Origin of the sequence: Pseudomonas sp. 8O (assembly GCF_902506495.1) — a bacterium.
In the GTDB taxonomy this organism is placed as follows: domain Bacteria; phylum Pseudomonadota; class Gammaproteobacteria; order Pseudomonadales; family Pseudomonadaceae; genus Aquipseudomonas; species Aquipseudomonas chaetocerotis.
The window spans coordinates 1,175,054-1,196,416 of sequence record NZ_LR733264.1 but is presented as its reverse complement, the minus strand read 5'-3'; the positions used below and the strand labels follow the sequence as shown (position 1 = coordinate 1,196,416).

Here is a 21,363-nt window from a genome sequence, read left to right as displayed (position 1 = left end):
TTACCAGTAGATCACCAGCGTCGAGCCGGCATCACCGCCGGCAGGCAGCACCATCGAGGTCGCCTCTGCATTCAGGCTCGACGGTAAGGCTCGCCCGTGAGCGTCCTGCACCTGATAGACGGCATGCTCACAGTCACGCGCGGACAAGTGCACGGCAGCAACATCGCCACGAACAGCAACCTCGCAACGCTTCAGAATGGTCAGGCTGATCTGTAGCTGCCCGCTGATCTGCTCAGCAAAACAAAGGTTGGCAGTGGCGCACAGCGCGGTGGCCACGAACAAGGCAAGAAATCGGTGAAACAACATGATGACGGTCTACGGTAAGGATGGCCTGCTGCGGTGAAGGTCAAAATCCATCCGTAGAAACGGTCACGACATCAGGATGTGGACCGCAGGCAGGAGAATACGGTGATATCACATTGAAATCACCGTCATTCCGACGAACGTGGTTCAGGCCAAGGGTTGCGCGACGAAGCGCTTGCCCGGCACCACGATCTGCTCCTGCGCGGCGATCAACGGCAGATCGCGCGCGCCGTCCGCAGTCTGCTCGACCAAGGCGTAGAGCGTTGCCGTAGCCAGTTCCAGTGCCTGCGGCAACGCTTGCCCGGCCAGCAACCGGCCCAACAACGTGGCCGAGAACACATCGCCCATGCCGTTGGGTAGCGGGTGCAGTGCCAGGCGCGGGGTGCGTACCAGCCAGGCGCCCTCGCCGTTCACTGCCAGCGTGCCCAATTCGCTTTCAGGGATGTCCGGCGTCGCCAGGCTGGTGACGATGACCACGTCAGGGCCTCGACCGCGCAACTGCCGAGCAATCTTCACCGCCTCCTGCAGATCGGCCGGTTTCGAGCCCGTGAGCAGTTCGAACTCGAACTGATTGGGCGTGATGATATTGGCGAAAGGAATCGCCTGATCGCGCAAAAAATCGGGAATCGCCGGGTTGACGAACACGCCGCGCCCGACGTCGCCCATCACCGGATCGCACAGGTAACGCAGCGTCGGGTTGTGCTGGCGAATCTCGCCCACCGCTTCAAGGATCACCCGGCCCGTATCGGCATCGCCCAGGTAGCCGGACAGTACCGCCGACAACCGCGGCAGCACCCCACGTTCACGCAGCCCGAGCAGCACTTCGCGCACATGCTCGGCACCGAACACCTGCCCGCGAAACTGGCCGTAACCGGTGTGGTTGGAGAACTGCACCGTGTGAATCGGCAGCACCTCGAAGCCCAATCGCTGCAACGGAAATACTGCAGCAGCATTGCCGACATGCCCCCAGGCGACATGCGACTGAATGGACAGAACGAGGGGCGGTAGCGTGGCGCTCATGACGATCTCTGCTGGCTGGGTACGACGGGGCACAGATTATTCGCCAAGCGGCCTGGGCATACCACTACCTGTTCAAGCGCCGAGCTGTTAGAGACGGTGCCCGGTGACTGAGTCATGTCTCGACAGCTTGAACGCCTCGGCAAGCCAGAGACTTGAGGTGCACTACAAAGACTTGCCGACACCCCGGACAACGCCTCTCGAACCGGGCGCCCGACGAATGGGCAATTACCGCATTGACATATCGGTAAATCTCGATACTATTACCCCCCATGGAACTGATCAATGTATTCAAAGCCCTCTCGAATCCCACCCGCCTTGGAATCCTCAAGGGGTTGAAGGATCCGGTTAAGAACTTTCCTCCCCAAGATGAAGGGGACGTTCATACCGTGGGCGTGTGCGTCAGCAGTATTCAGGAAGGTGTCGGTCTGTCGCAGTCGACGGTGTCCGACTACCTCGCGACGCTGCAACGTGTAGGCCTGGTCGAAGTCCGTCGGATCGGACAGTGGACCTACTACAAGCGTAATGAAGCCAATATCCGTGCTCTGGCCGAGCTCATAGGCAAGGAGCTGTAATTTTTTGACCTTTAACATCGATATTTCCCGATATCCCTTTTAACCGAAACAAAGCCTGACAACAGAGAGCCCCTAGGCACAGTCGCGTAATTTTTTTGCATCATTACATCGAAAATTCCCTATATCCCTTTTTCCAGAAGTGAGGAAACACAATGAAAGCGCAAATTCTCAAATCCTTTGGCGGCCCGAACGCGTTCGAACTGAGCGAAGTGGCCAAACCCGTACCGCAGGCAGGACAAGTACTGGTGCGGGTTCACGCAACCTCCATCAACCCGCTGGATTACCAGGTACGCCGGGGCGACTACGTTGATTACGTCCCTCTCCCCGCCATTACTGGGCATGACGTATCCGGCGTCGTCGAAGCTGTAGGCCCGGGTGTGACGAGCTTCGTGCCAGGTGACGAAGTCTGGTACACCACGCAGATTTTCGAAGGCGATGGCAGCTATGCCGAGTACCACGTTGCATCCGAAAGCATCATCGGCAAGAAGCCGGCATCGCTGAGCCACCTCGAGGCGGCAAGCTTGACGCTGGTGGGCGGGACAGTCTGGGAAGCACTGGTCGGGCGTGTATCGCTGCGTGTCGGGGAAAGCATTCTGATCCACGGCGGCGCCGGTGGCGTCGGCCACGTGGCGATCCAGGTGGCAAAAGCCATTGGCGCCCGGGTGTTCACCACCGTGCGTGAAGCGAACTTCGAGTTCGCCCGGGGTCTGGGTGCCGACGTGGTCATCGACTACGAACAAGAGGATTACGTTGACGCCATCCTGCGGGAAACCGATGGCCACGGCGTGGATGTGATCTTCGACACCATCGGCGGCGACACCTTGACCCGTAGCCCCGACGCGCTCGCCCAGCTCGGCCGTGTGGTTTCGATCGTGGACATCGCCAAGCCGCAGAACCTCATTCAGGCCTGGGGCAAGAACGCCAGCTACCACTTCGTCTTCACCCGCCAGAACCGCGGCAAGCTCGATGAACTGAAGGCATTGGTCGAGCGCGGCCAACTGCGCCCCCATATTGGCGCGGTCTATTCGCTCGCTGATATCGGGCTCGCGCATGCGCTGCTGGAGACGCCCAACAATGGTCTTCGCGGGAAAGTCGCGATTGCCGTCGAGCCATCGCTCGCCCCGTAAGTACTTAGGTTCAACGACCAAACTGACTTCAGAGGAATACCGCAATGATTTATGAAATCGCAGTGCTGCCTGTTCACCGTGCACAGACCGAACAGTTCAAACAGGCATTTGCCGACGTGGTTCACTTGCTCCAGCGCGCCAAGGGCTACCACGGCCATATGTTCGCGCAGGGAATCGAAAGTCCCGAGACGTTCAACCTGATCGTGCGCTGGGCTTCACTTGAGGACCACGCGCCGGGTTTCGAAGCGAGTGACGACCATCAGACGTTCATGCTGGGCCTGGAGAAGTACTTCTCGCAAGAACCAACTGTCTACCACATCCAAGAGGCCGCTTTTACCAATGGAGACAATCAGGGCCTGGCCAGCGCCTTCGATATTGAAGCGCCAAAAGCTTGAGCCTGCAGCCCTGACTTCGCCGCTACTGATGGCCACCATTTGATCTGACAGTATTTGAAATACAAGACTGTCAGATCAACTTACCTGAACACAATTCCATCGTTTGCTCCGCGAGCGAGTTGGCAACCACGCCCAACTCCCCTGGAGACATTCGACATCAATTTAGCTTTTCCGGAGTTTAAAAATGATCAGCAAACATGCAAAAAACCTGGCAAATATTTTCATTACCAGCTCTGTCTTACTTCTATCCGGTAACGCACTCGCTGAAAGCCCGGTTACCACTTACAAGTATGGATTGAAACTTGATGTAGCCAAGGTGCTATCCATATCAAAGCCGAAAACCCATACCTGCAAGCCTGTCGATCACCTGATGAAATACATGGACTCGGCTGGAAAGATCCAGACTCTGAAGTTCAAGGCCCTCTCTGATGCATGCAGCAAAGGGCACTGACATAACGCAGTGACGCCAAGGATGGCAATGGGCGACAAGAACGCGGATCTGCGTACAGCGTGTCGAACAACGCCCGTGCGACCATGCCCCACTCATTATTGGCAATCGCTCGCAATACTGGCATATAGCCGTAAAAGCCGCGTTATCATGCCCGCGCCAGCGTTCGGCATGACGACAAGGAGCAGTAGATGAGCGATTCGCGCCAGGCGGCTTTTGCCCGGGAATGCGACCTGATCATGAAAGGTGGCATCACCAGCGGCATCGTCTACCCGCTGGCCATCACCGAGATCGCCAAGGCGTTTCGCCTGCGCAGCATCGGCGGCACCAGTGCAGGCGCCATCGCTGCAGCAGCAGCTGCCGCTGCCGAACTTGGCCGCCAGCGCTATCAGCAAGGTGAGTTGAGCAGCGACCCGGCCGGCTTCGCGACCATCGAACGACTGCCCCAACACCTCTGCATGCCCGCCGCGAATGGCCACGGCACCAAACTGCAGGCGTTGTTCAAGCCGGCCCCGGCAGTGCGTGCCCTGTTTGATACCTTCATCGCCCTCCTCGAGGTCAAGGGCAAAGGCCCCTGGACGCGGTTGTTCGCGCCACTGAAGGTCATGCTCATACGCCTCAAGCTCAGCGCCCTGGTCGGCGCCCTGCTGGCAGGCGGGCCGCTATGGTGGAGCGCGGCCAGCAGCGCCAGCCTGCTGGTTTGGCTCTGGGTCTTGCTGTTCGCCGCGTTGGGTGGCGTGTTTGCCGTGGTCCTGCGCCTGGCTCTGGTGGCATTACGTGAACTGCCAGCCAGCGGTTTCGGCCTGTGCAGCGGCATGCCAGAGGCTGATGACGACGCCCCGGATGAAGCCCTGACCGCGTGGTTGACCCAGTACTTAGATCAGCTCAGCGGCCAGCGCGACTATTGCGCCGCTCAGCCCGATGTCATCGAGTGCGAGCGGCCATTGACCTTCGGCGACCTGCGTCGCCATGGCATCGACCTGCAGGTGATGACCACCTGCCTGAGCATGGCGCGGCCTTTCCGCCTGCCCTTTCGCGATGACGAGCAGGTGCGCGAGAACAACCAGTTCCACTTCCGCCAGGAGGAGTTCGCGCGGCTATTCCCCCACCGCGTGGTGGCCTGGATGCATGCTCACCAGCGCCCCGGCGATGATCGTGGCGACGGGTATCTGCGCCTGCCACTGCCCGATGACCTGCCGGTGATCGTCGCCGTACGCATGAGTCTGAGCTTTCCCCTGCTGCTCAGCGCCGTCCCACTGCACGCCGTGGACTACCGCACGAGCGGGAAGAAGCTGGAGCGCTGCTGGTTCACCGATGGCGGCATCAGTTCCAACTTTCCCATCCACTTCTTCGATGCCGCGCTGCCCAGGCGCCCCACCTTCGGCCTCGACCTGGGGCCAACCGACGGCGCCGACGAACAACGCGTGCGCTTCCCGCGTAACAATGGCGATGCGCGGCTTGCCTACTGGCGCCGCTTCCCCCAGAAAGGTCTGCCAGCCCTGCGCGGTTTCCTTGCCCAGCTCAGCAACGTCGCCAAGGACTGGAACCACGAAACCCTCTCGCTGATGCCCGGCTTTCGCGACCGTATCGGCCTGATCCAGCTGACCCGCGAAGAAGGCGGCCTCAACCTGACCATGCCCACCGAGCGCATCGAGCGACTGACCCGCTACGGACGCGAAGCCGGCCAGCAGTTCGTCCTGCGTTTCGGCGACCCACAGCACTGGCAGCCAGGTGCTCAGGCCTCGCCGATGAACTGGGAAAATCACCAGATCATTCGCCTGCGCCTGCAACTGGCCAGCGTCGCCGAACAACTGCAGAGCCTGGAAAGAGCCTGCCGCGAACTGCACGGCACAGAGCAGGATTACCAGCGCTTCTTCAGCATCGATGCCAAGCGCTACAGCTATCCCTTCAAAGGTCTCAGCGACCTGGAGCAGGACCCGGATACCGGTCTGTACCGCACCCAGGCCGGCCTGGCCCAGGCCATGCTTGGCAAGCTGCGGGAGATCGCCCAGATGATCGAACAGCACCCGGACAGCCACCCGGCCAAGGGCGCCCCCAAACCCACGCCCGAACTGAAACTGCGGCCGCGTCTGTAGGGTGTCGACAAACGACAAGGCTCCCAGATGGGAGCCTTGTATGCACACTCACTGCAGTGATCAGCTACCCGGATGGGCGTAGGCCTCTTCGAAGAAGTAGTCCTTCCAGGATGTGGCCTTGTTCTTCAGCACGCCCAGTTCATGCAGCTGCTCGGCGTAGATGAAGGTGCGCTGCGGCGAGACGGTGAAGTCGTTCTCCAGGTCTTCGATGATCTTCTTCACGAAGTCCAGCGGCAGCTTGGAGTTCTCCACACGAATGTACGTCTCTGCCGCAGCAGCCTTGTCGGCCTTGATGATCTGCTCGGCTTCCACGAGCGCGTCATAGAAGGCCTTGTAGGTCTTGGGGTTCTCGTCGTGGAATTTCTCGGTGGCGTAGAGCACATTGAACGTGGCCTGGCCTCCGAGGATGTCGTAGCTGCTGATCAGCTTGTGCACCTTGGGGTTCTCCAGCGCCTGGTACTGGAACGGCGGGCTGGAGAAATGCGCGGTGATTTCCGAACCTCCCTTGATCAGCGCGGCCGTGGCGTCCGGGTGCGGCAGGCTGACGGAAATATTGTCGAAGCGCTGGAAGTCATCCTTACCATAGCGCTTGGCGGCCTCGAGCTGCAGGGTGCGCGACTGGAAGCCGACACCAGCAGCAGGTACGGCAAGACGATCCTTCTCGGACAGATCGTCCAGCGACTTGACGTCTTCACGGTTGCTCAACACATACCCCGGCAATGAGCCCAGCGCCGCCACCGCTTTTACGTTCTGTCTTCCATGGGTGCGATCCCACACGGTGAGCATCGGCGGCACACCTGCCGAGACCACGTCGATGGCACTGGCCAGCAGCGCTTCGTTCATCGCGGTGGCGCCGGAAATGGTGCGCCACTCGACCTCTATCTTGTCCAGGCCCTGAGCCTTGGCGTGCTTCTCGATCAGTTGCTGGTCCCTGACCACGTGCAGCACCAGGTAACCGATGCCGAACTGCTGAGCGATGCTGATCTTGCCTTCGGCCTGCGCGGCCAGCGGAGTTGCCAATGCGCCGAGCAGGCCGAGAGCGGCGGCCAGACGGCCGAATGTGAATGTGTTGGTCATCGTGTATTTCTCGTTATGTGATCAGTGAGTTGGTCTTGTAGGGTGGGCCGGGCGGCGATCCGCTTCAGCCCACCAATTGGGTATGCCGCTGGTGGGCTGAAGCCCACCCTACGGGGTGATAAAGGGCTACTAGCGCTGCATCCCCCAGCGCTTGACGGTCACCCGCTCGACCGTGGCGAACACCAGGTTCTCCACCAAAAGGCCAATCAGGATCACCGCTGCCAGACCGGCGAAGACCTTGTCGGTGTAGATCTCGTTGCGGTTCTGGAAGATGTACCAACCCAGGCCGCCCTTGCCGCTGGAGGCGCCGAACACCAGCTCGGCGGCGATCAGGGTGCGCCAGGCGAAGGCCCAGCCGATCTTCAGACCCGACAGGATCGACGGCAGCGCCGCCGGAATCAGGATGAACAGCACGAAACGCAGGCCCCTGAGGCCGTAGTTGCGCCCGGCCATGCGCTGGGTCTCGGAGACACCGAGAAAACCGGCGTAGGTATTGAGCGCCAGCGCCCAGAGCACCGAATGCACCAGCACGAAGATCAGGCTGTTCTCGCCCAGGCCGAACCACAGCAGCGACAGCGGCAGCAGCGCGATGGCCGGCAGCGGGTTGAACATCGAGGTCAGCGTCGACAGCAGGTCGCGCCCCAGTTGGGTCGACACCGCCAGGGTGGTCAGCAGGAAGGCCAGGCCAATACCGAGCAGGTAGCCCTTGATCAGCACCGACAGCGAGATCGCTACCTTCTCCAGCAACTCGCCACTGCCGATGCCTTCGACGAAAGCCTTGGCCGTTTGCACGAAGCTGGGCAGCAGCAGGTCGTTGCCCTGATAACGTGCCGCCAGCTCCCAGATCAGTGCCAACACCAGCAGGATCAGCGTCTTGCGCAGCCAGCCCTGTTGCCACAGGCGTTGCAGCAACGGCAGCTCACGTTCCCGCTTGAGATCCGGCAGAGGCTGCAGAGCAACTTCGTAATCGTCTCGGCGTGCGTGGGAAAGACTCATGGTGCACGCTCCTCAGTAGGCAATGCGGATGTCATGGAAGCCCAGCTCGGCAGCGGCACGCGCGCCCTCCTCGCTGTCTTCCTCGAACAACAGGTGATGGATGCGTTGTGCGGTCTGCTGGAAAGCCGCTCCGCCCAGGCTGTGCAGGTCAAACTGATGGCTGCCCACCTCCGCCCGCACCCGCCCCGGATGTGGCGACAGCAGCAGGATGCGGTTGCCGACGATCAGCGCCTCCTCGATGGAGTGGGTGACGAACAGCAAGGTGAAGCGCACCTCCTCCCACAGTTGCAGCAACTCCTCCTGCATCTTGCGGCGAGTCAGTGCGTCGAGCGCGGCGAAGGGCTCGTCCATCAGCAGGATCTTCGGTTGCATGGCCAGCGCCCGGGCAATCGCCACGCGCGCTTTCATGCCGCCGGACAGGGTGTGCGGGTAGGCATCGGCGAAGGCGACCAGGCCGACCTTCTCCAGATAATGCATGGCACGCTCTTCGGCGTCGCGGCGCCCCAAGGTGCGCGACGCCAGCAGCGGAAACATGACGTTCTGCTTCACCGTCTTCCACGCCGGCAACTGGTCGAACTCCTGGAACACCACGATGCGATCCGGGCCTGGCTCGCGCACCTCGGCGCCATCCAGGCGGATGCTACCGCCGACCGGCTCGATGAAACCGGCCACAGCCTTGAGCAAGGTGGACTTACCGCACCCCGAAGGGCCAAGCAGCACGAAACGATCGGCGCGATCCACCTCGAAGCTGACTTCGTGGGTGGCGCGCACCACGCGCTGCGGTGTGCGGTATTCGAGGCTGACCTTGTCCACCTGCAAAACGGTGTCGAAAGCCTTGGCGGTTGACTGTGGGTTGCTGGCCGTGTGGCCTTGCAAGAGCGCATTCATGACGTTCAGCTTCCTTGGCCGATGGCGGGGTCTTCGAAGAAGTAGTCCTGCCAGGAGGTGGGCTTGTTATTGATCGCGCCAACGCGCTGGAGGAACTCGGCCAACGGGTAGGTGTTGGTCGGCGTCACGCTGAACTGGAATTGCTCGTTATCGATGATCTTCAGTAGATCCTCACGGCTGATCTTGGCGCCGGTCACGCGGATGTAGGTGTCGGCGGCCGCGCCCTTGTCGTTCTGGGCGAAGTCGGCAGCCTCGGCCAGTGCAGCGACGAAGGCCTTGTAAGTCTTGGGGTTGTCGTCGCGGAATTTCTCGGTGGCATAGAGCACGGTCGGCGAGTTCGGGCCGAGCAGCTCGTAGGTGTCGAGCACCACATGCACGTTGCGGTTCTCCAGCGCCTGGTTCTGGAACGGCGGGTTGGAGAAGTGCCCGGTCAGCTCGGTGCCGCCGGACAGCAGCGAGGCAGCGGCATCAGGGTGCGGCAGTGCCACGGTGTACTTGTCCAGGCGGTCGAATTCCTTGTCGCCCCACTGCTTGGCGGCGGCGTACTGGAGGAAACGCGACTGCACCGAGACACCTACCGCCGGTACGGCGATGCGATCCTTCTCGGTGAAATCGGCGATGGTCTTGACCTTCGGATTGTTGCTCAGAAGGTAGTACGGGAAGTTGCCCAGCGAGGCCACGCCCTTGACGTTCTGTTTGCCGTGGGTGCGATCCCAGACGGTGAGCAACGGGCCAATGCCGGCACCGGCGATATCGATGGCGCCGGACAGCAGCGCATCGTTAATCGCCGCGCCGCCAGAGAGTTGTTGCCAGTCGACCTTGATGTCCAGACCATCGGCCTTGCCGTGCTTCTCGATCAACTGCTGGTCACGCACCACGTTGAGCAGCAGGTAGACGATGCCGAACTGCTCGGCGATGCGGATCTGCCCCTCGGCATGCGCTGCCTGAGGCGCCGCCAGCGAGCCTGCCAGCAGGCTCAAGGAAAGACCGATACCACTGGCCAGCCGGCCAAAACGTGGAATGAAAGGAAAGCGTTTGCCTAGAGACATGGCGTGACTCCATCCGGATGCAAGCGAAAAGGAAATTAGGGTGTTGCGGTCAATCAGAACGGCACGTCGCCTTGGATCGTCGTGCGGTGCATGCGCCGGCGAAGGTGGCTCGGGCAGCCCGTGGCCAGGTGGACCAGCGCTCGGTTATCCCAGAACACCATGTCGTGCGGCTGCCACTGATGGCGGTAGATGAACTCGGGTTTGGCGCTATGGGCATAGAGTTCGGCGAGGATCTGCCGACTCTCGTCCTCGGGAATATCGAGAATATGGGTGGTGAAGTTCTCGTTGACGAACAGGCCCTTGCGCCCGGTTTCCGGGTGAGTGCGCACCACCGGGTGAACCACCGACTTGACCTCAGCCAACTGCGCCTCGGTCAGGGTCGGGCGACGGATGCCGGCGAATACCTCATCGGCATAGTGGGCCGTATAGGAATGCGCAGCGCGCTTGCCGTCGATGGCTTGGCGCAATTCGGCTGGCAGGGTTTCATAAGCCAGTTGCTGGCTGGCGAACAGCGTATCGCCGCCCTCCTCCGGCAGCTCCTGAGCCAACAGCATGGAGCCCAGGCTGGGGAACTCCTTGTAGGACAGATCCGAATGCCAGAACTTGCCGGCATCGCCCAGGCCGATGGGCTGACCGTTCTCGATGATGTTGGAGATGATGAAAATCTCCGGGTGATCGGCCAGCAGAAACTGCTTGAGCACATGGATCTGTAGCGGGCCGAAACGTCGGCTGAAGGCGATCTGCTGCTCGGGCGTGATGCGCTGGTCACGGAACACCAGAAGGGCATGATCGAGATGGGCGCGATGAACGCGGGCGAAGTCTTCATCGCTGAGCGGCCTGGTCAGATCCAGGCCGATGATCTCGGCACCAACGGGCGCATCGAAGGGGCGAACCTCGAATGACTGTGCCGACGCCGCGGCGGTGGTATGGGCTACTGCCGACATAGAAAACTCCATGCAAAGGCGCCAATCGGCGCATCACTTTGACCGGCCGAGGGTTCGGCCATGTGTTCAGTGCGGCGCGCCGATTGGTCGGCAGGTACGCATGGAATGGAACTTTATAGGTATAAGAAAATTAATTTAAATACCAAATAAGAATATTCATATGACCTGTCAGCGAGTCGCGCCATCAGGTGTCACGCTCGCCGCCGCTATCCGGCGCTTCGTCAGCCAGACAGTCGTTTGCTTTAGACAAACAGGACCGGCATAGACCGCTGAATCAATCGCAAATAGCCGACCTCGACCAGCAGATAGTTGTCGTCAAGAGGGTCAGCTATGGCCAATAGCGGCCTCATAGAGTTCGCCTCTAATTCAAGCTACCCACCAGGACGGGAACGCTTCCTGGCCTCAGCTACTTCCTCTTGAAGGCTTCCCGGCGAGACTCGCGCTCGCCAAGGAAACGATTGCTGATCACCGCTTCCAGGTCCTTGCGCTCCACAGGGTCGCCGCAGTGAGGGCAAACGCTGGCCACGCCAACGTCATGGCCGCACGCGCGATGCACGAAATGCACGGCCAAGCCCTCATCCGGGTTCTTGCACCACTTCTCGCCCCAAGCGCGTAGCGCGTAGATCACGGGATAGAAGTCCCAGCCCTTGTCAGTCAGAAGGTATTCGTAGCGCAGCGGCTTTTCGTTGTAGGGCCGGCGTTCGACTAGGCCGTTGGCTTCCAGCGCTTTCAGGCGCGAGGTCAACATCTGAGGCGTAGCTGCGGTCTGGATCTGCATTTCCTCGAAGCGTGTCGCGCCCATGTACAGCTCACGCATGATCAGAATGGTCCATTTGTCGCCCACCAAATCCACCGAGCGCGCCACCGGGCACACCGTGTCGTTTGTCTCATCCTGCATTGGCATAGCGCTGTTTTCTCCGTGGTAACTATCTTTTTCATAGTAATGCAACCAGGATGGCAATGCCTCACGGATCACCTCTCAAGGCCTCATTCCAATTGACGCTATGATTTTCATAGTTAATATGAACCCCGTAAGGCTTACGCAGCGCAATGGGCAATCGAGGCATTTGCCCGTGCAGCATAAGTCCCAGCCCCTCTCCCCTATCTGGAGCACCGTCATGAGCCACCCTGTGTATTCCCCGGAGCGGACCGCTCTGCTGCTGGTCGACCCCTACAACGACTTCCTGTCCGATGGCGGCAAGCTGTTTCCCATGCTCAGAAGCGTCGCGGACGACGTTCATCTGCTCGACAACCTGCGCACCACCGTTGCCGCTGTTCGAGCGCAGGCCATCCAGGTGTACTACGTGCCACATCGGCGCTGGCAGCCCGGCGACTACGACCACTGGGATCACCCCAACCCGACCCAACGCCTGATCCAGCAGCGCCACACTTTTGCCAAGGGCTCCTGGGGCGGCGAATGGCATCCCGACTTCGTGCCGCAGGAGGGCGACATCATCGTCCAGGAGCACTGGGGACAAAGCGGGTTCGCCAATACCGACCTCGACTTCCAGCTCAAGCAGCGAGGTATCACACACGTGATCGTCGTCGGCCTGCTGGCGAACACCTGTATCGAATCAACCGCACGCTTCGCCATGGAGCTGGGTTACCACGTCACACTGGTCCGAGATGCAACAGCCGCCTTCAGCAAGGAAATGATGCACGCGGCGCACGACCTGAACGGGCCAACGTTTGCGCACTGCATCGTCAATACCCACGGGCTCGTGCAGGCCCTGCAGCAGTGAAGGGATGGCATCATGTCTGTCTCTTCTTCAGCTCCGATGAGCGTTTCCAGTCGACTGGTCACCCTCATGGCCCTGTGCTGCGCGCTGGCCGTCTCGACCATCTACTATCACCAGCCACTTCTGCCACAGATGGCCGCGTCGTTTGGCCTGGCGCCGACACAGGCCGGTCTGATCGCCACGTTGACGCAGCTTGGCTATGCGGCAGGCCTGCTGTTCATCGTGCCGCTCGCCGATTGCCGACAGCCACGCCAGCTCGCGTTGCTGGCCATCGCGCCAAATGCCGTCGCCTTGATCCTCTGCGCCGTGGCGCCGAACTTCACAGTGCTGTGCGTGGGCAGCCTCCTGGTCGGTGTGACGGCAATCACTGCGCAGATCATCATTCCCTCCCTGTCGGGACTGGCCACTCCGGCTGAGCGAGGTCGCATCGTCGGCAGTCTGCTCAGCGGCCTCTCGGCTGGCCTCTTGCTGGCGCGCATGGTTGGAGGGTTCGCCGGCGAAAATATGGGGTGGCGTGCCGTCTTCGTATTGGCCTCGCTCAGCGATGTGTTGCTGCTGGTCATTGTTGCCAAGAGCCTGCCCGCCACTACGAGCCTGACGACGATAAGCTATGGCAGGCTCCTGCGTTCGCTGGGCAGCCTGGTCCGGGAGGAAGGCGTGCTGCGTTACTGTGCGGCGAGCGGCTTGCTGATGTTCGCCGCGTTCAGTGCGCTGTGGGCCTCGCTTGCTGCGCTGTTGGCACAACCACCCTACGGTTTCGGCTCCGCCACCATCGGCCTGTTTGGCCTGGTCGCGCTGTTGGGCATCGTCGCGTCACCCCAAATTGGCGCACTGACCGATCGTCTGGGCGTACGCACCCTGGCCATCGCCGGCGCAATGACCCTCGCCCTGGGTTTCGCCTGCATCGCAGCGGGCGGGCAAAGTCTTGGCTGGCTGATCCTCGGCATGGTGCTGCTCGACGTTGGCAATCGCGCCGGACTGATTGCCAACCAGGCACGCGTATTCACCCTGAGACCCGAAGCTCGGAGCCGGCTCAACACCGTATTCATGGGGTCGTATTTTCTGGGCGGAGCGATTGGCGCTGCATTGGGGAATTACGGCGTACACCGAGCAGGCTGGATAGGCCTTGCCGCTGTTGGCATCCTGCTGTCTTGTGCGGCCATAGCGCTAAATGCTCTTGCCCCCGTGAGTCGAGCTCGATGATGGACGAGCTTCGCCCATGATCGATTCGAAGACGACGCGGCAGCGCACCTTCTGCTGGTTTGCTCAGGCTTCGAGCCCTGCCGTAAGTCGGTGTTAAATAATAGGTGGACACGTCACTTACCCAGCTGCGCCGTCCTCCCCAGCGCGCATATCCCTCATGCGCAGTAGCTCCTGAATGACGCGTTCCTGCTCTGCGTAATCGCCCTCGCCCATGTGCGCATGGCGAATATGCCCCTCGGCATCGATGAAGTAATGCGCGGGCCAGTACTGATTGCCGAATGCACTCCACACCTGATACTGGTTGTCGATCGCCACCGGGTGGCGGATGCCCAGTTGTTTGATCGCCTGACGGACGTTGGCGACGATACGCTCATGGGGGTATTCCGGAGTATGCACACCCACGACCACCAATCCCTGCTCGGCATAGCGCTGCGCCCACTGATTCACATAGGGCAGGCTGTTGCGGCAGTTGATGCAGTCATAGGTCCAGAAATCCACCAGCACTACCTTCCCCCGCAATTGGGTCCAGTCCAGTGGCGCGCTGTTGAGCCACTGCGTAACGCCGCTCAGTTCAGGTGCCAATCCCAGGTCTGGCAGATGAACAGGCACGGCCGCTCGAGCGCTGCCGACCAACCCTTCGAACACACGAGGCACCACCTCGAGCACCCGGCGTTCCAGGGTGGACAGCAGGCCCGACATCGCCGGGTTGGCCAGTTGCGCATTGAGCCCACTGGCGATGCCGATGATCGCCAACAACGCCACCGCACCGGTGCCTCGCCGCAGCCACTCGATCAGGCGCAGCGAGGGCCGCAACCGCCGTAACGCAACGCGTCCGAGAAGGATCAGGATCGCCAGTGCCACCGCGCTGCCCAGGCCGAAACTGAACAACAGCAGAGTGGTGTTCGCGCTGGGCCCCTCGAGCATGGCCCCCGAAAGAATCAGCCCGAGTATCGGCCCGGCACAGGGTGCCCACAGCAAGCCACTGGCAACGCCCAGCAGCCAGGCCGAGAGCGCAGGCGGCAGGCGGCGGGCATCGCCCTGCAGGCGAGCGCCCAGCCACAGCCAGGGGCAGGACAAACAGGCGCTGACTCGCGCGGAGAGCAGCGCCAGCGCTGACAGCGTGAGGATCGCCAGAGCCAGGTAGCGGCCCCATACGCTGGCCTCGATCACCCAGTTGGCAGACACCGCCGCCAGGCTTGCCAGTGTGGCGAAGCCCGAGGCCAGCCCTAGCAGGGTCAGCAGGGTTGTACGAACGTTGCCACGGGTGCTGCTCAGCAGCAGCGGAATGACCGGCAGAATGCAGGGGCTGAAGAGCGTCAGAACCCCACCGAGAAAGGCGATGAGCAGCATGGTTACCTCGAAAACGCAAAAGGGTCAGGCCCGGCGAAACCGGGCGCAGCGGGCAAGGGCTGGGGTTCAGTTTTCGTTTTCGCAAGCCTTGGCCTGCTTCAGATAGGCCAATCTGCGCTCGTGGCCCTGGGAATCCAGGTAATCCATGTGCGCCTCCACGACCTGGCAACGCAATGACGGTACCTCTTCCAGCACCAGAACCTTCTGTACATCCAGTTGCATGCCGTAGTGGTAGCGTTCAACCGGGATCTGCTCTGCGGCGTGCAGGTTGAGGCTGCCAAAGGGCAGTACCAATGCCAGTACAAGGGAGGTGCGAGTGATCGCTTTCATGACAATCTCCTGATGATGGTGCGAGGGCGATGGGTCGCATCTGCCGGGCGCCCAATTGCACGCTCAGGAGGTATCGCCGATGTGTCCGGAGGGAAGAATGATTGCAGCGCCAGGTATCACCTGGGCACCCGGATACACTGCAATACAAAGGGTGGCGGGCAAGCGTCATCGGGCCAGATAGACTGGGCGCCGTCACTGCAATGAGAGATGGCCATGGAGCATGTCGATCACATCCTGATCGTCGACGACGACCGGGAAATCCGCGAACTGGTAGGCAACTACCTGAAGAAGAACGGCCTGCGCGTGAGCCTGGCCGCCGATGGCCGGCAAATGCGCGCCGTCCTCGACGGCAACGCGGTGGACCTGATCGTGCTCGACATAATGATGCCCGGCGACGACGGCCTGAAGCTGTGCCGCGAGCTGCGCGTGGGCAAACACAAGGCCACGCCGGTGCTGATGCTCACCGCGCGCAACGAGGAAACCGACCGCATCGTCGGCCTGGAGATGGGCGCCGACGACTACCTGACCAAGCCATTCTCGGCCCGCGAACTGCTCGCACGGATCAACGCCGTGCTGCGCCGTACCCGCATGTTGCCGCCGAACCTGCAGATCAGCGAGAGCAGCCGGCTGATCGGTTTCGGTCAGTGGCGCCTGGACACCAGCGCCCGCCACCTGCTGGACGCGGTCGACATCGTAGTCGCCCTCAGCGGCGCCGAGTACCGCCTGCTGCGGGTGTTCCTCGACCACCCGCAGCGGGTGCTTAGCCGCGAGCAGTTGCTCAACCTGACCCAGGGCCGCGAGGCCGACGTCTTCGATCGCTCCATCGACCTGCTGGTCAGCCGCCTGCGCCAGCGCCTACTGGACGACGCCCGCGAGCCGGCCTACATCAAGACGGTGCGCAGCGAGGGCTACGTCTTCTCGCTTCCCGTGCAACTGATCGAGCCGAACGCATGATGCCCCTGCTCCGCTGGCCGCGCAGCCTGGCCACGCGCCTAACACTGATCTTCCTCACTGGCCTGGTGCTGGCCTACGGCCTATCGTTCGGCTCACAGTTCTACGAGCGCTACCTAACCGGGCGCAACGTGATGCTCGACAATCTGGAGAGGGACCTGAGCACCTCCGTGGCGCTGATCGATCGCCTGCCGGCCGAAGAACGTGCTAGCTGGCTACCGGTCCTGGAGCGGCGCAACTACCACTATCGACTGGACGGCGGTCTGCCCGGCACCCCGATGTCCATGGACGACATGCCCATGGCCGTGCCCTCCATCGAACGGGCCATCGGCAAGCGCTTCGCTCTGCGCTTCGAGACCATCGAGGGGCCGCGCCCGCATTTCCAGGTACACATCCGCCTCAGCGACGGTAGCCCGCTGGTGCTGGATGTCACCCCCAGCAGCATTCCAGTGGCCCAGTGGCTGCCGCTGATGCTGGTTCTGCAGTTGCTGGTGCTGGCACTCTGTACCTGGCTGGCAGTACGCACGGCGATTCGTCCACTGACCCGCCTGGCCCGTGCGGTGGACCACCTCGACCCAGACACCCCGGCGCCACCACTGGATGAGCGCGGCCCCACGGAGGTGCAATACGCGGCCCGCGCGTTCAATGCACTGCAGGGCCGCATCGCCGCCTACCTGAAAGAGCGCATGCAGCTGCTGGCGGCCATATCCCATGACCTGCAAACGCCGATCACGCGCATGAAGCTGCGCGTCGAGCAGATGGACGATTCGCCGGAACGCGAGCGCCTGTGGAGCGACCTCGACGAGATGCAGCACCTGGTGCGCGAGGGCGTGGCTTATGCACGCAGCATGGAAGGCAGTCGCGAGGCGCTGTGTCGGGTCGATCTGGACGCCTTCCTCGATAGCCTGGTGCTCGACTACCAGGACAGCGGCCAGGCGGTGAGCCTGGACGGACGCAGCGGCGCACTGATCGAGACCCGCCCGCACGCGCTGCGCCGGGTACTGAGCAATCTGCTCGACAATGCCCTCAAGTTCGCCGGCAGCGCCCAGCTGCAGGTGAAGCGCGACGCACACGGCGTGCGCCTGCTGGTGCTGGACGAGGGCCCCGGCATCGCCGAAGCCGAACTGGAGGACGTGTTCAAGCCGTTCTACCGGGTGGAGAGCTCGCGCAACCGCAGTACCGGCGGCACTGGTCTCGGCCTGGCCATCGCCCTGCAGTTGAGTCAGGCTCTGGGCACCCGCCTGAGCCTGCGCAACCGCGAGCACGGCGGCCTATGCGCCGAACTGGAACTCACTGTAACGGGTTGAGAAGAGGATACAGAACGATACAAGACGGCCCTGAGCGGGACACACGCAAGATAAAGCGGCTGGCGAGCATGGCGGTCAACGCGGCACACAACGCGCCGCGCCCATCCAAGGAGCTCTCCCCATGACCCGATCCGCCACCTTACCCAGCCTGCACGGCTGGCGCCTGTTCAGCCTGTTATCGCTGCTCGTCCTCGTCGCCACCGCGCTAGCCCTGCTCTGGCAGCCGCAACTGGTAGAGGCACTGCGCAGCGCCATCCGCGTCACCGCGCGTACCTCCTTCGCCCTGTTCCTGATCGCCTTTCTCGCCTCGTCCCTGGCCCTCCTGCTGCCCAGCCCGACGACCCGCGCGCTGCTACGCGAGCGACGCTACTTCGGCCTGGCCTTCGCCTTCTCCCACCTGGTCCACGGCGTGCTGATCCTGACCTATGCGAAGCTGTTTCCCGAGGTGTTCTGGAACGGCCGCTCGGTGGCAGCGAGCATCCCCGGCTCGGTGGGCTACCTGTTCATCCTGCTGCTCAGCCTCACCTCCTTTCCCAGGACAATGAAGGCCCTCGGTGGCCGTGGCTGGAAGCTGCTGCATGGCACCGGTACCTGGGTGCTGGCGGCGATCTTCTGCCTGTCGTTCTACAAGCGCATCCCGATGAGCCCCTGGTACGCGCTGGGCTTCGCCCTGATCTTCTCCGCCATCGTGCTCAAGCTCGTCGCCAAGTTGGCCCAGCGTCTGCGCCGTGAGGTACAGCCGACCCGCGCTCCGCTCGTCACTACTCGCTGAGGTCAACATGTCCAACACCGCCTTCACCCCACTGCAAAACGCCTTCGCCCACCTAGACCGCCTCGGCGCCTGGGGCGCCGATCTGCCGTTGCGCCTGTTCCTAGCCTGGGAGTTTTTCGAAGCCGGCCTGGAGAAATGGTACGCGCAGAACTGGTTCGGCCAGCTGCAATTCCCCTTCCCCTTCGACCTGCTGCCGGCCGAGCTGAACTGGCAGCTGTCGATGTGGGTAGAGCTGATCGCGCCGCTGCTCCTGCTGCTCGGCCTGGGTACGCGCCTGGCGTCGGCAACGCTGATGGTGCTGACCATCGTGGCCGTCGCCGCCGTGCACTGGCCGGCGCAATGGTCGAGCCTGGCAGAACTGGCCCTGGGCTACTCGATCAGCGACCACGGCCATGGCAACTACAAGCTGCCGCTGATCTACCTGGTAGCCCTGTTGCCGCTGCTGCTCGGCGGTGCGGGGCGCCTGAGTCTGGACGGGCTGCTACGCCGCAAGGTCTGATCCACAAAACCAAAAGCCCGCGCACCTTAACGGGTGCGCGGGCTTTTTATGGCCGCGGTTCAGGCGCCGGGACGAGTGCCCAGCACCACGCCCTGGCCGCGCAAGTCTTCCAGCAACGCCTGCCCGGCCGGCACGATTTCCTCCGGTGCAACGCCGATGGCCGCGGCCAGCCGCGCCAGATGCGCCCGGCCGCTGATAAGGCGTTCCTGCAGCGACAGCAGCAGCGCATGAGCCAGCGGCGCCAGACGTGAGAAGTACACGCGACGGTCCGTATCACGCCGTGCCAGGATCAGCGTGGGCTGCTCCGGAGCCTGCTGCGGCAGATGGCCCGGGCCGATCTCCACCACCGGCCAGCGGTAGGCCAGTGGCAGCGCCAGGGGCGACAACACCGGCACACCCTCGAGCAGGTCACCCTGCGGGTCGTGATGCGGCTCCGACGCATCGCTGAGCAGCAGAACGCTCTCCACTCGCTCGTAGTGGGCCAACTCGGCCAGCCACGGCGGCAGGTCCGCAGCCTCACCGGTTTCCAGGTAGTCGACGAACTCGCTGCCCAGTTCGGTGAACAACGGCGTGTGGCAGCGATGGTCGGCGTAGAAGGTCGTTACCAGTGCCTGCCAGCGGGCCGCCCCCAGGCTCGCCCGAGCAACAGGGAAAGCACCGGCCAGCAGCGATTCGAGATTGCCGAGGAACAACTGCCGGTAGACCGCCAGACGCCGCGCCTCGATGTCCGGCGGGGGCGCGTGGCGTTGCGGGTCACGCACGTGGTTGGCCATGCGCATCAGTTGCTCATACAGTGCTTCAGCCATGGCGCACCTCCAACTGCACGGCACGCTGGTAGCGGCGGATGTACCCGATTTCGGCCAGCAGCTCGGCCAGCGGTGGAAAGTTGAAGTCCCGTTCCAGCAGCGTCGGCACCGCGCCAAAGCGCGCGTAGGCCTGCTCCAGCAAGCTCCACACGTCACCCTTCACCGCCGCGCCGTGGGTATCGATTTTCAGGTCCGGCGCCTCGTCATAATGGCCGGCCACATGCAGGCAGATCACCCGCGCGGCGGGAATCGCCGCCAGGTAGGCCGCCGCGTCGTAACCATGGTTGATGGCGTTGACGAACAGATTATTGACGTCCAGCAGCAGATCGCAGTCTGCTTCCTCCAGCACTGCACGGAGGAACTCGATCTCGCTCAGCGCCTGGTAGGGTGCGGCGTAGTAAGAGATGTTCTCCACCGCGATGCGCCGGCCAAGCGCGTCTTGGGCCTGGCGGATGCGAGCGGCGACGTGACGCACTGCTTCGTCGGTAAACGGCAGCGGCAGCAGGTCGTAAAGCTGGCCATCGTCCGAGCAGTAGCTCAGATGCTCGCTGTACAGCGGCACCCGGTGGCGTTCGAGGAACTGCCGGGTGCGGCGCAGTAGGTCGAGGTCCAGCGGTGCCGGGCCGCCAAGCGACAGGGACAGGCCGTGGCAGGTCAGCGGGATACGTTCGGCCAACGCGGCCAGGCCGTCGCCGTGGGCGCCGCCGACGCCGATCCAGTTGTCCGGAGCGCATTCGAGGAAGTCGACGCTGCCTGGCACCATCGCCAGCAGCTCGGGAAGCAGAGCACGGCGCAGGCCGAGGCCGGCACCGTGCACCGAAGAATGAGCAGTCATTGGGCTTCTCCAGATGGACGAACGCCCTCCCGGTCGGAGACAGGGAGGGCGTGGTTACAGGGAACGGATCAGTCGCGGGCCTGGCTCATTTGGGTGAACAGCTCGGCCGGCACCTTCTTGCCGTTACTGGTGTACTGGTTGCTGCGAAACTTGTAGACCTCGGCCTCGGACAGGTAGCCGTCGGCGTTGCTGTCCATGGCCTTGAACTCGTCGCTGCCGTTCGGCGCCACGGCGAGCAACTCCTTGAGCGAGACGCGGCCATCGCCGTCGGTGTCGGTACGGGCGAAGGAGGCATCGCCGCACTTGCCTTCACCGCATTTGCCTTCGGCCTGGGTCGCCTTGGCTTCGCCGCCAAACTTGCCTTCGCCAAACTTGCCTTCGCCACACTTGCCTTCACCGCACTTGCCCTCCCCAGCCTTGTCGGCGGCGGCCAGCTGATAGCCCTGAGGCAGTTGCTCCACGGCGAAGGCGGTGGAGGCCAGGTTCATGCCACCAGCCAGGGCGACAGCGAGCAGGCCGATGCGGGTCTTGTTGGATACGGGGGTACGGGACATGGGAATTCTCCGGTGCTGAGCGCGATGATGCGTGGATATGCCATGAGGCAGTTGGCCCGGAGAGTCCGCACGGCGCGGGCCACTCTCGGGTCCGGCTATTTG

General features: G+C 62.5%; 24 protein-coding genes. 11 read left to right on the top strand and 13 right to left on the bottom strand.

The window, feature by feature from the left end; all coding sequences use genetic code 11:
- Entirely contained in the window at positions 1-306 is a 306-nt protein-coding gene (locus GV002_RS08250) for a hypothetical protein (protein WP_160017855.1), read from the bottom strand.
- 144 nt (positions 307-450) lie between these two features.
- Positions 451-1,323: a pyridoxal kinase PdxY gene (gene pdxY / locus GV002_RS08245; protein ID WP_160017854.1), complete on the bottom strand. Its 873-nt coding sequence runs from the start codon at positions 1,321-1,323 to the stop codon at positions 451-453.
- Between the two features lie 269 nt (positions 1,324-1,592).
- On the opposite strand from pdxY, the gene GV002_RS08240 reads away from it, so the two are divergent.
- From GV002_RS08240 to GV002_RS08220, 5 genes are all read left to right on the top strand, one after another.
- Positions 1,593-1,895, top strand: coding sequence for an ArsR/SmtB family transcription factor (locus tag GV002_RS08240; RefSeq protein WP_072423782.1), 303 nt, complete (start codon positions 1,593-1,595; stop codon positions 1,893-1,895).
- A gap of 152 nt (positions 1,896-2,047) precedes the next feature.
- The gene (locus tag GV002_RS08235) at positions 2,048-3,022 is read left to right on the top strand and encodes a zinc-dependent alcohol dehydrogenase family protein (protein ID WP_160017853.1); all 975 of its coding nucleotides are present in this window, start codon (positions 2,048-2,050) and stop codon (positions 3,020-3,022) included.
- 44 nt (positions 3,023-3,066) lie between these two features.
- A complete protein-coding gene (locus GV002_RS08230) occupies positions 3,067-3,417 on the top strand; it encodes an antibiotic biosynthesis monooxygenase family protein (protein ID WP_160017852.1) in 351 nt (116 codons plus the stop codon).
- Between the two features lie 184 nt (positions 3,418-3,601).
- Entirely contained in the window at positions 3,602-3,868 is a 267-nt protein-coding gene (locus GV002_RS08225; protein ID WP_160017851.1) for a DUF2790 domain-containing protein, read from the top strand.
- A gap of 188 nt (positions 3,869-4,056) precedes the next feature.
- The gene (locus GV002_RS08220) at positions 4,057-5,961 is read left to right on the top strand and encodes a patatin-like phospholipase family protein (RefSeq protein WP_160017850.1); all 1,905 of its coding nucleotides are present in this window, start codon (positions 4,057-4,059) and stop codon (positions 5,959-5,961) included.
- Between the two features lie 60 nt (positions 5,962-6,021).
- On the opposite strand, the gene GV002_RS08215 is transcribed toward GV002_RS08220, so the two are convergent.
- The 6 genes from GV002_RS08215 to GV002_RS08190 form a co-directional block, all read right to left on the bottom strand.
- Positions 6,022-7,038 carry an ABC transporter substrate-binding protein gene (locus GV002_RS08215; RefSeq protein ID WP_160017849.1) on the bottom strand — a complete coding sequence of 339 codons (1,017 nt, stop codon included), beginning with the start codon at positions 7,036-7,038 and terminating at the stop codon, positions 6,022-6,024.
- 129 nt (positions 7,039-7,167) lie between these two features.
- Positions 7,168-8,034: an ABC transporter permease gene (locus GV002_RS08210; protein WP_160017848.1), complete on the bottom strand. Its 867-nt coding sequence runs from the start codon at positions 8,032-8,034 to the stop codon at positions 7,168-7,170.
- A 12-nt stretch (positions 8,035-8,046) separates the two neighbouring features.
- The gene (locus GV002_RS08205) at positions 8,047-8,922 is read right to left on the bottom strand and encodes an ABC transporter ATP-binding protein (RefSeq protein ID WP_160017847.1); all 876 of its coding nucleotides are present in this window, start codon (positions 8,920-8,922) and stop codon (positions 8,047-8,049) included.
- 5 nt (positions 8,923-8,927) lie between these two features.
- Positions 8,928-9,971, bottom strand: coding sequence for an ABC transporter substrate-binding protein (locus GV002_RS08200; RefSeq protein ID WP_160017846.1), 1,044 nt, complete (start codon positions 9,969-9,971; stop codon positions 8,928-8,930).
- Between the two features lie 53 nt (positions 9,972-10,024).
- Positions 10,025-10,915 (bottom strand): TauD/TfdA dioxygenase family protein, encoded by an 891-nt coding sequence (locus GV002_RS08195; protein ID WP_160017845.1) that lies wholly within the window; start codon positions 10,913-10,915, stop codon positions 10,025-10,027.
- Between the two features lie 406 nt (positions 10,916-11,321).
- Complete coding sequence (locus GV002_RS08190) at positions 11,322-11,819, bottom strand: winged helix-turn-helix transcriptional regulator (RefSeq protein ID WP_160018906.1); 498 nt, start codon at positions 11,817-11,819, stop codon at positions 11,322-11,324.
- A gap of 214 nt (positions 11,820-12,033) precedes the next feature.
- On the opposite strand from GV002_RS08190, the gene GV002_RS08185 reads away from it, so the two are divergent.
- Both GV002_RS08185 and GV002_RS08180 read left to right on the top strand, forming a co-directional pair.
- The gene (locus GV002_RS08185; protein WP_160017844.1) at positions 12,034-12,657 is read left to right on the top strand and encodes an isochorismatase family cysteine hydrolase; all 624 of its coding nucleotides are present in this window, start codon (positions 12,034-12,036) and stop codon (positions 12,655-12,657) included.
- A 12-nt stretch (positions 12,658-12,669) separates the two neighbouring features.
- Positions 12,670-13,857, top strand: coding sequence for an MFS transporter (locus GV002_RS08180; RefSeq protein WP_160017843.1), 1,188 nt, complete (start codon positions 12,670-12,672; stop codon positions 13,855-13,857).
- A 117-nt stretch (positions 13,858-13,974) separates the two neighbouring features.
- Here GV002_RS08180 and GV002_RS08175 read toward each other — a convergent pair whose 3' ends face one another.
- Both GV002_RS08175 and GV002_RS08170 read right to left on the bottom strand, forming a co-directional pair.
- Entirely contained in the window at positions 13,975-15,207 is a 1,233-nt protein-coding gene (locus tag GV002_RS08175; RefSeq protein ID WP_160017842.1) for a cytochrome c biogenesis protein DipZ, read from the bottom strand.
- 66 nt (positions 15,208-15,273) lie between these two features.
- Positions 15,274-15,537: a DUF2790 domain-containing protein gene (locus tag GV002_RS08170; protein ID WP_160017841.1), complete on the bottom strand. Its 264-nt coding sequence runs from the start codon at positions 15,535-15,537 to the stop codon at positions 15,274-15,276.
- A gap of 213 nt (positions 15,538-15,750) precedes the next feature.
- On the opposite strand from GV002_RS08170, the gene GV002_RS08165 reads away from it, so the two are divergent.
- The 4 genes from GV002_RS08165 (at position 15,751) to GV002_RS08150 (ending at position 19,066) form a co-directional block, all read left to right on the top strand.
- The gene (locus GV002_RS08165) at positions 15,751-16,491 is read left to right on the top strand and encodes a response regulator (protein ID WP_160017840.1); all 741 of its coding nucleotides are present in this window, start codon (positions 15,751-15,753) and stop codon (positions 16,489-16,491) included.
- A complete protein-coding gene (locus GV002_RS08160; protein WP_160017839.1) occupies positions 16,488-17,795 on the top strand; it encodes an ATP-binding protein in 1,308 nt (435 codons plus the stop codon). The genes GV002_RS08165 and GV002_RS08160 overlap by 4 nt, the downstream gene beginning before the upstream one ends.
- 121 nt (positions 17,796-17,916) lie before the next feature.
- Positions 17,917-18,567, top strand: coding sequence for a ferric reductase-like transmembrane domain-containing protein (locus GV002_RS08155; protein ID WP_160017838.1), 651 nt, complete (start codon positions 17,917-17,919; stop codon positions 18,565-18,567).
- Between the two features lie 7 nt (positions 18,568-18,574).
- Complete coding sequence (locus tag GV002_RS08150) at positions 18,575-19,066, top strand: DoxX family protein (RefSeq protein WP_160017837.1); 492 nt, start codon at positions 18,575-18,577, stop codon at positions 19,064-19,066.
- 59 nt (positions 19,067-19,125) lie between these two features.
- Here the strand turns inward: GV002_RS08150 and GV002_RS08145 are convergent, their stop codons facing one another.
- The 3 genes from GV002_RS08145 to GV002_RS08135 form a co-directional block, all read right to left on the bottom strand.
- Positions 19,126-19,872: a DNA-binding domain-containing protein gene (locus tag GV002_RS08145; RefSeq protein ID WP_160017836.1), complete on the bottom strand. Its 747-nt coding sequence runs from the start codon at positions 19,870-19,872 to the stop codon at positions 19,126-19,128.
- Entirely contained in the window at positions 19,865-20,707 is an 843-nt protein-coding gene (locus GV002_RS08140) for a DUF692 domain-containing protein (RefSeq protein ID WP_160017835.1), read from the bottom strand. Before GV002_RS08140 ends, GV002_RS08145 begins: the two co-directional genes overlap by 8 nt.
- Before the next feature lie 68 nt (positions 20,708-20,775).
- Positions 20,776-21,261 carry a hypothetical protein gene (locus tag GV002_RS08135; protein ID WP_160017834.1) on the bottom strand — a complete coding sequence of 162 codons (486 nt, stop codon included), beginning with the start codon at positions 21,259-21,261 and terminating at the stop codon, positions 20,776-20,778.
- Between the last annotated feature and the right edge of the window lie 102 nt (positions 21,262-21,363).

Excerpts from the sequence above, each read along its gene's own strand:
- GV002_RS08160 (WP_160017839.1), top strand. The coding sequence starts at position 16,488 with ATGATGCCCCTGCTCCGCTGGCCGCGCAGCCTGGCCACGCGCCTAACA.
- GV002_RS08220 (WP_160017850.1), top strand. The coding sequence starts at position 4,057 with ATGAGCGATTCGCGCCAGGCGGCTTTTGCCCGGGAATGCGACCTGATC.
- GV002_RS08170 (WP_160017841.1), bottom strand. The coding sequence starts at position 15,537 with ATGAAAGCGATCACTCGCACCTCCCTTGTACTGGCATTGGTACTGCCC.
- GV002_RS08235 (WP_160017853.1), top strand. The coding sequence starts at position 2,048 with ATGAAAGCGCAAATTCTCAAATCCTTTGGCGGCCCGAACGCGTTCGAA.
- GV002_RS08140 (WP_160017835.1), bottom strand. The coding sequence starts at position 20,707 with ATGACTGCTCATTCTTCGGTGCACGGTGCCGGCCTCGGCCTGCGCCGT.
- GV002_RS08135 (WP_160017834.1), bottom strand. The coding sequence starts at position 21,261 with ATGTCCCGTACCCCCGTATCCAACAAGACCCGCATCGGCCTGCTCGCT.
- GV002_RS08205 (WP_160017847.1), bottom strand. The coding sequence starts at position 8,922 with ATGAATGCGCTCTTGCAAGGCCACACGGCCAGCAACCCACAGTCAACC.
- GV002_RS08195 (WP_160017845.1), bottom strand. The coding sequence starts at position 10,915 with ATGTCGGCAGTAGCCCATACCACCGCCGCGGCGTCGGCACAGTCATTC.
- GV002_RS08190 (WP_160018906.1), bottom strand. The coding sequence starts at position 11,819 with ATGCCAATGCAGGATGAGACAAACGACACGGTGTGCCCGGTGGCGCGC.
- GV002_RS08225 (WP_160017851.1), top strand. The coding sequence starts at position 3,602 with ATGATCAGCAAACATGCAAAAAACCTGGCAAATATTTTCATTACCAGC.
- GV002_RS08240 (WP_072423782.1), top strand. The coding sequence starts at position 1,593 with ATGGAACTGATCAATGTATTCAAAGCCCTCTCGAATCCCACCCGCCTT.
- GV002_RS08215 (WP_160017849.1), bottom strand. The coding sequence starts at position 7,038 with ATGACCAACACATTCACATTCGGCCGTCTGGCCGCCGCTCTCGGCCTG.
- GV002_RS08250 (WP_160017855.1), bottom strand. The coding sequence starts at position 306 with ATGTTGTTTCACCGATTTCTTGCCTTGTTCGTGGCCACCGCGCTGTGC.
- GV002_RS08185 (WP_160017844.1), top strand. The coding sequence starts at position 12,034 with ATGAGCCACCCTGTGTATTCCCCGGAGCGGACCGCTCTGCTGCTGGTC.
- GV002_RS08200 (WP_160017846.1), bottom strand. The coding sequence starts at position 9,971 with ATGTCTCTAGGCAAACGCTTTCCTTTCATTCCACGTTTTGGCCGGCTG.
- GV002_RS08165 (WP_160017840.1), top strand. The coding sequence starts at position 15,751 with ATGGAGCATGTCGATCACATCCTGATCGTCGACGACGACCGGGAAATC.
- pdxY (WP_160017854.1), bottom strand. The coding sequence starts at position 1,323 with ATGAGCGCCACGCTACCGCCCCTCGTTCTGTCCATTCAGTCGCATGTC.
- GV002_RS08210 (WP_160017848.1), bottom strand. The coding sequence starts at position 8,034 with ATGAGTCTTTCCCACGCACGCCGAGACGATTACGAAGTTGCTCTGCAG.
- GV002_RS08150 (WP_160017837.1), top strand. The coding sequence starts at position 18,575 with ATGTCCAACACCGCCTTCACCCCACTGCAAAACGCCTTCGCCCACCTA.
- GV002_RS08175 (WP_160017842.1), bottom strand. The coding sequence starts at position 15,207 with ATGCTGCTCATCGCCTTTCTCGGTGGGGTTCTGACGCTCTTCAGCCCC.
- GV002_RS08230 (WP_160017852.1), top strand. The coding sequence starts at position 3,067 with ATGATTTATGAAATCGCAGTGCTGCCTGTTCACCGTGCACAGACCGAA.
- GV002_RS08155 (WP_160017838.1), top strand. The coding sequence starts at position 17,917 with ATGACCCGATCCGCCACCTTACCCAGCCTGCACGGCTGGCGCCTGTTC.
- GV002_RS08180 (WP_160017843.1), top strand. The coding sequence starts at position 12,670 with ATGTCTGTCTCTTCTTCAGCTCCGATGAGCGTTTCCAGTCGACTGGTC.
- GV002_RS08145 (WP_160017836.1), bottom strand. The coding sequence starts at position 19,872 with ATGGCTGAAGCACTGTATGAGCAACTGATGCGCATGGCCAACCACGTG.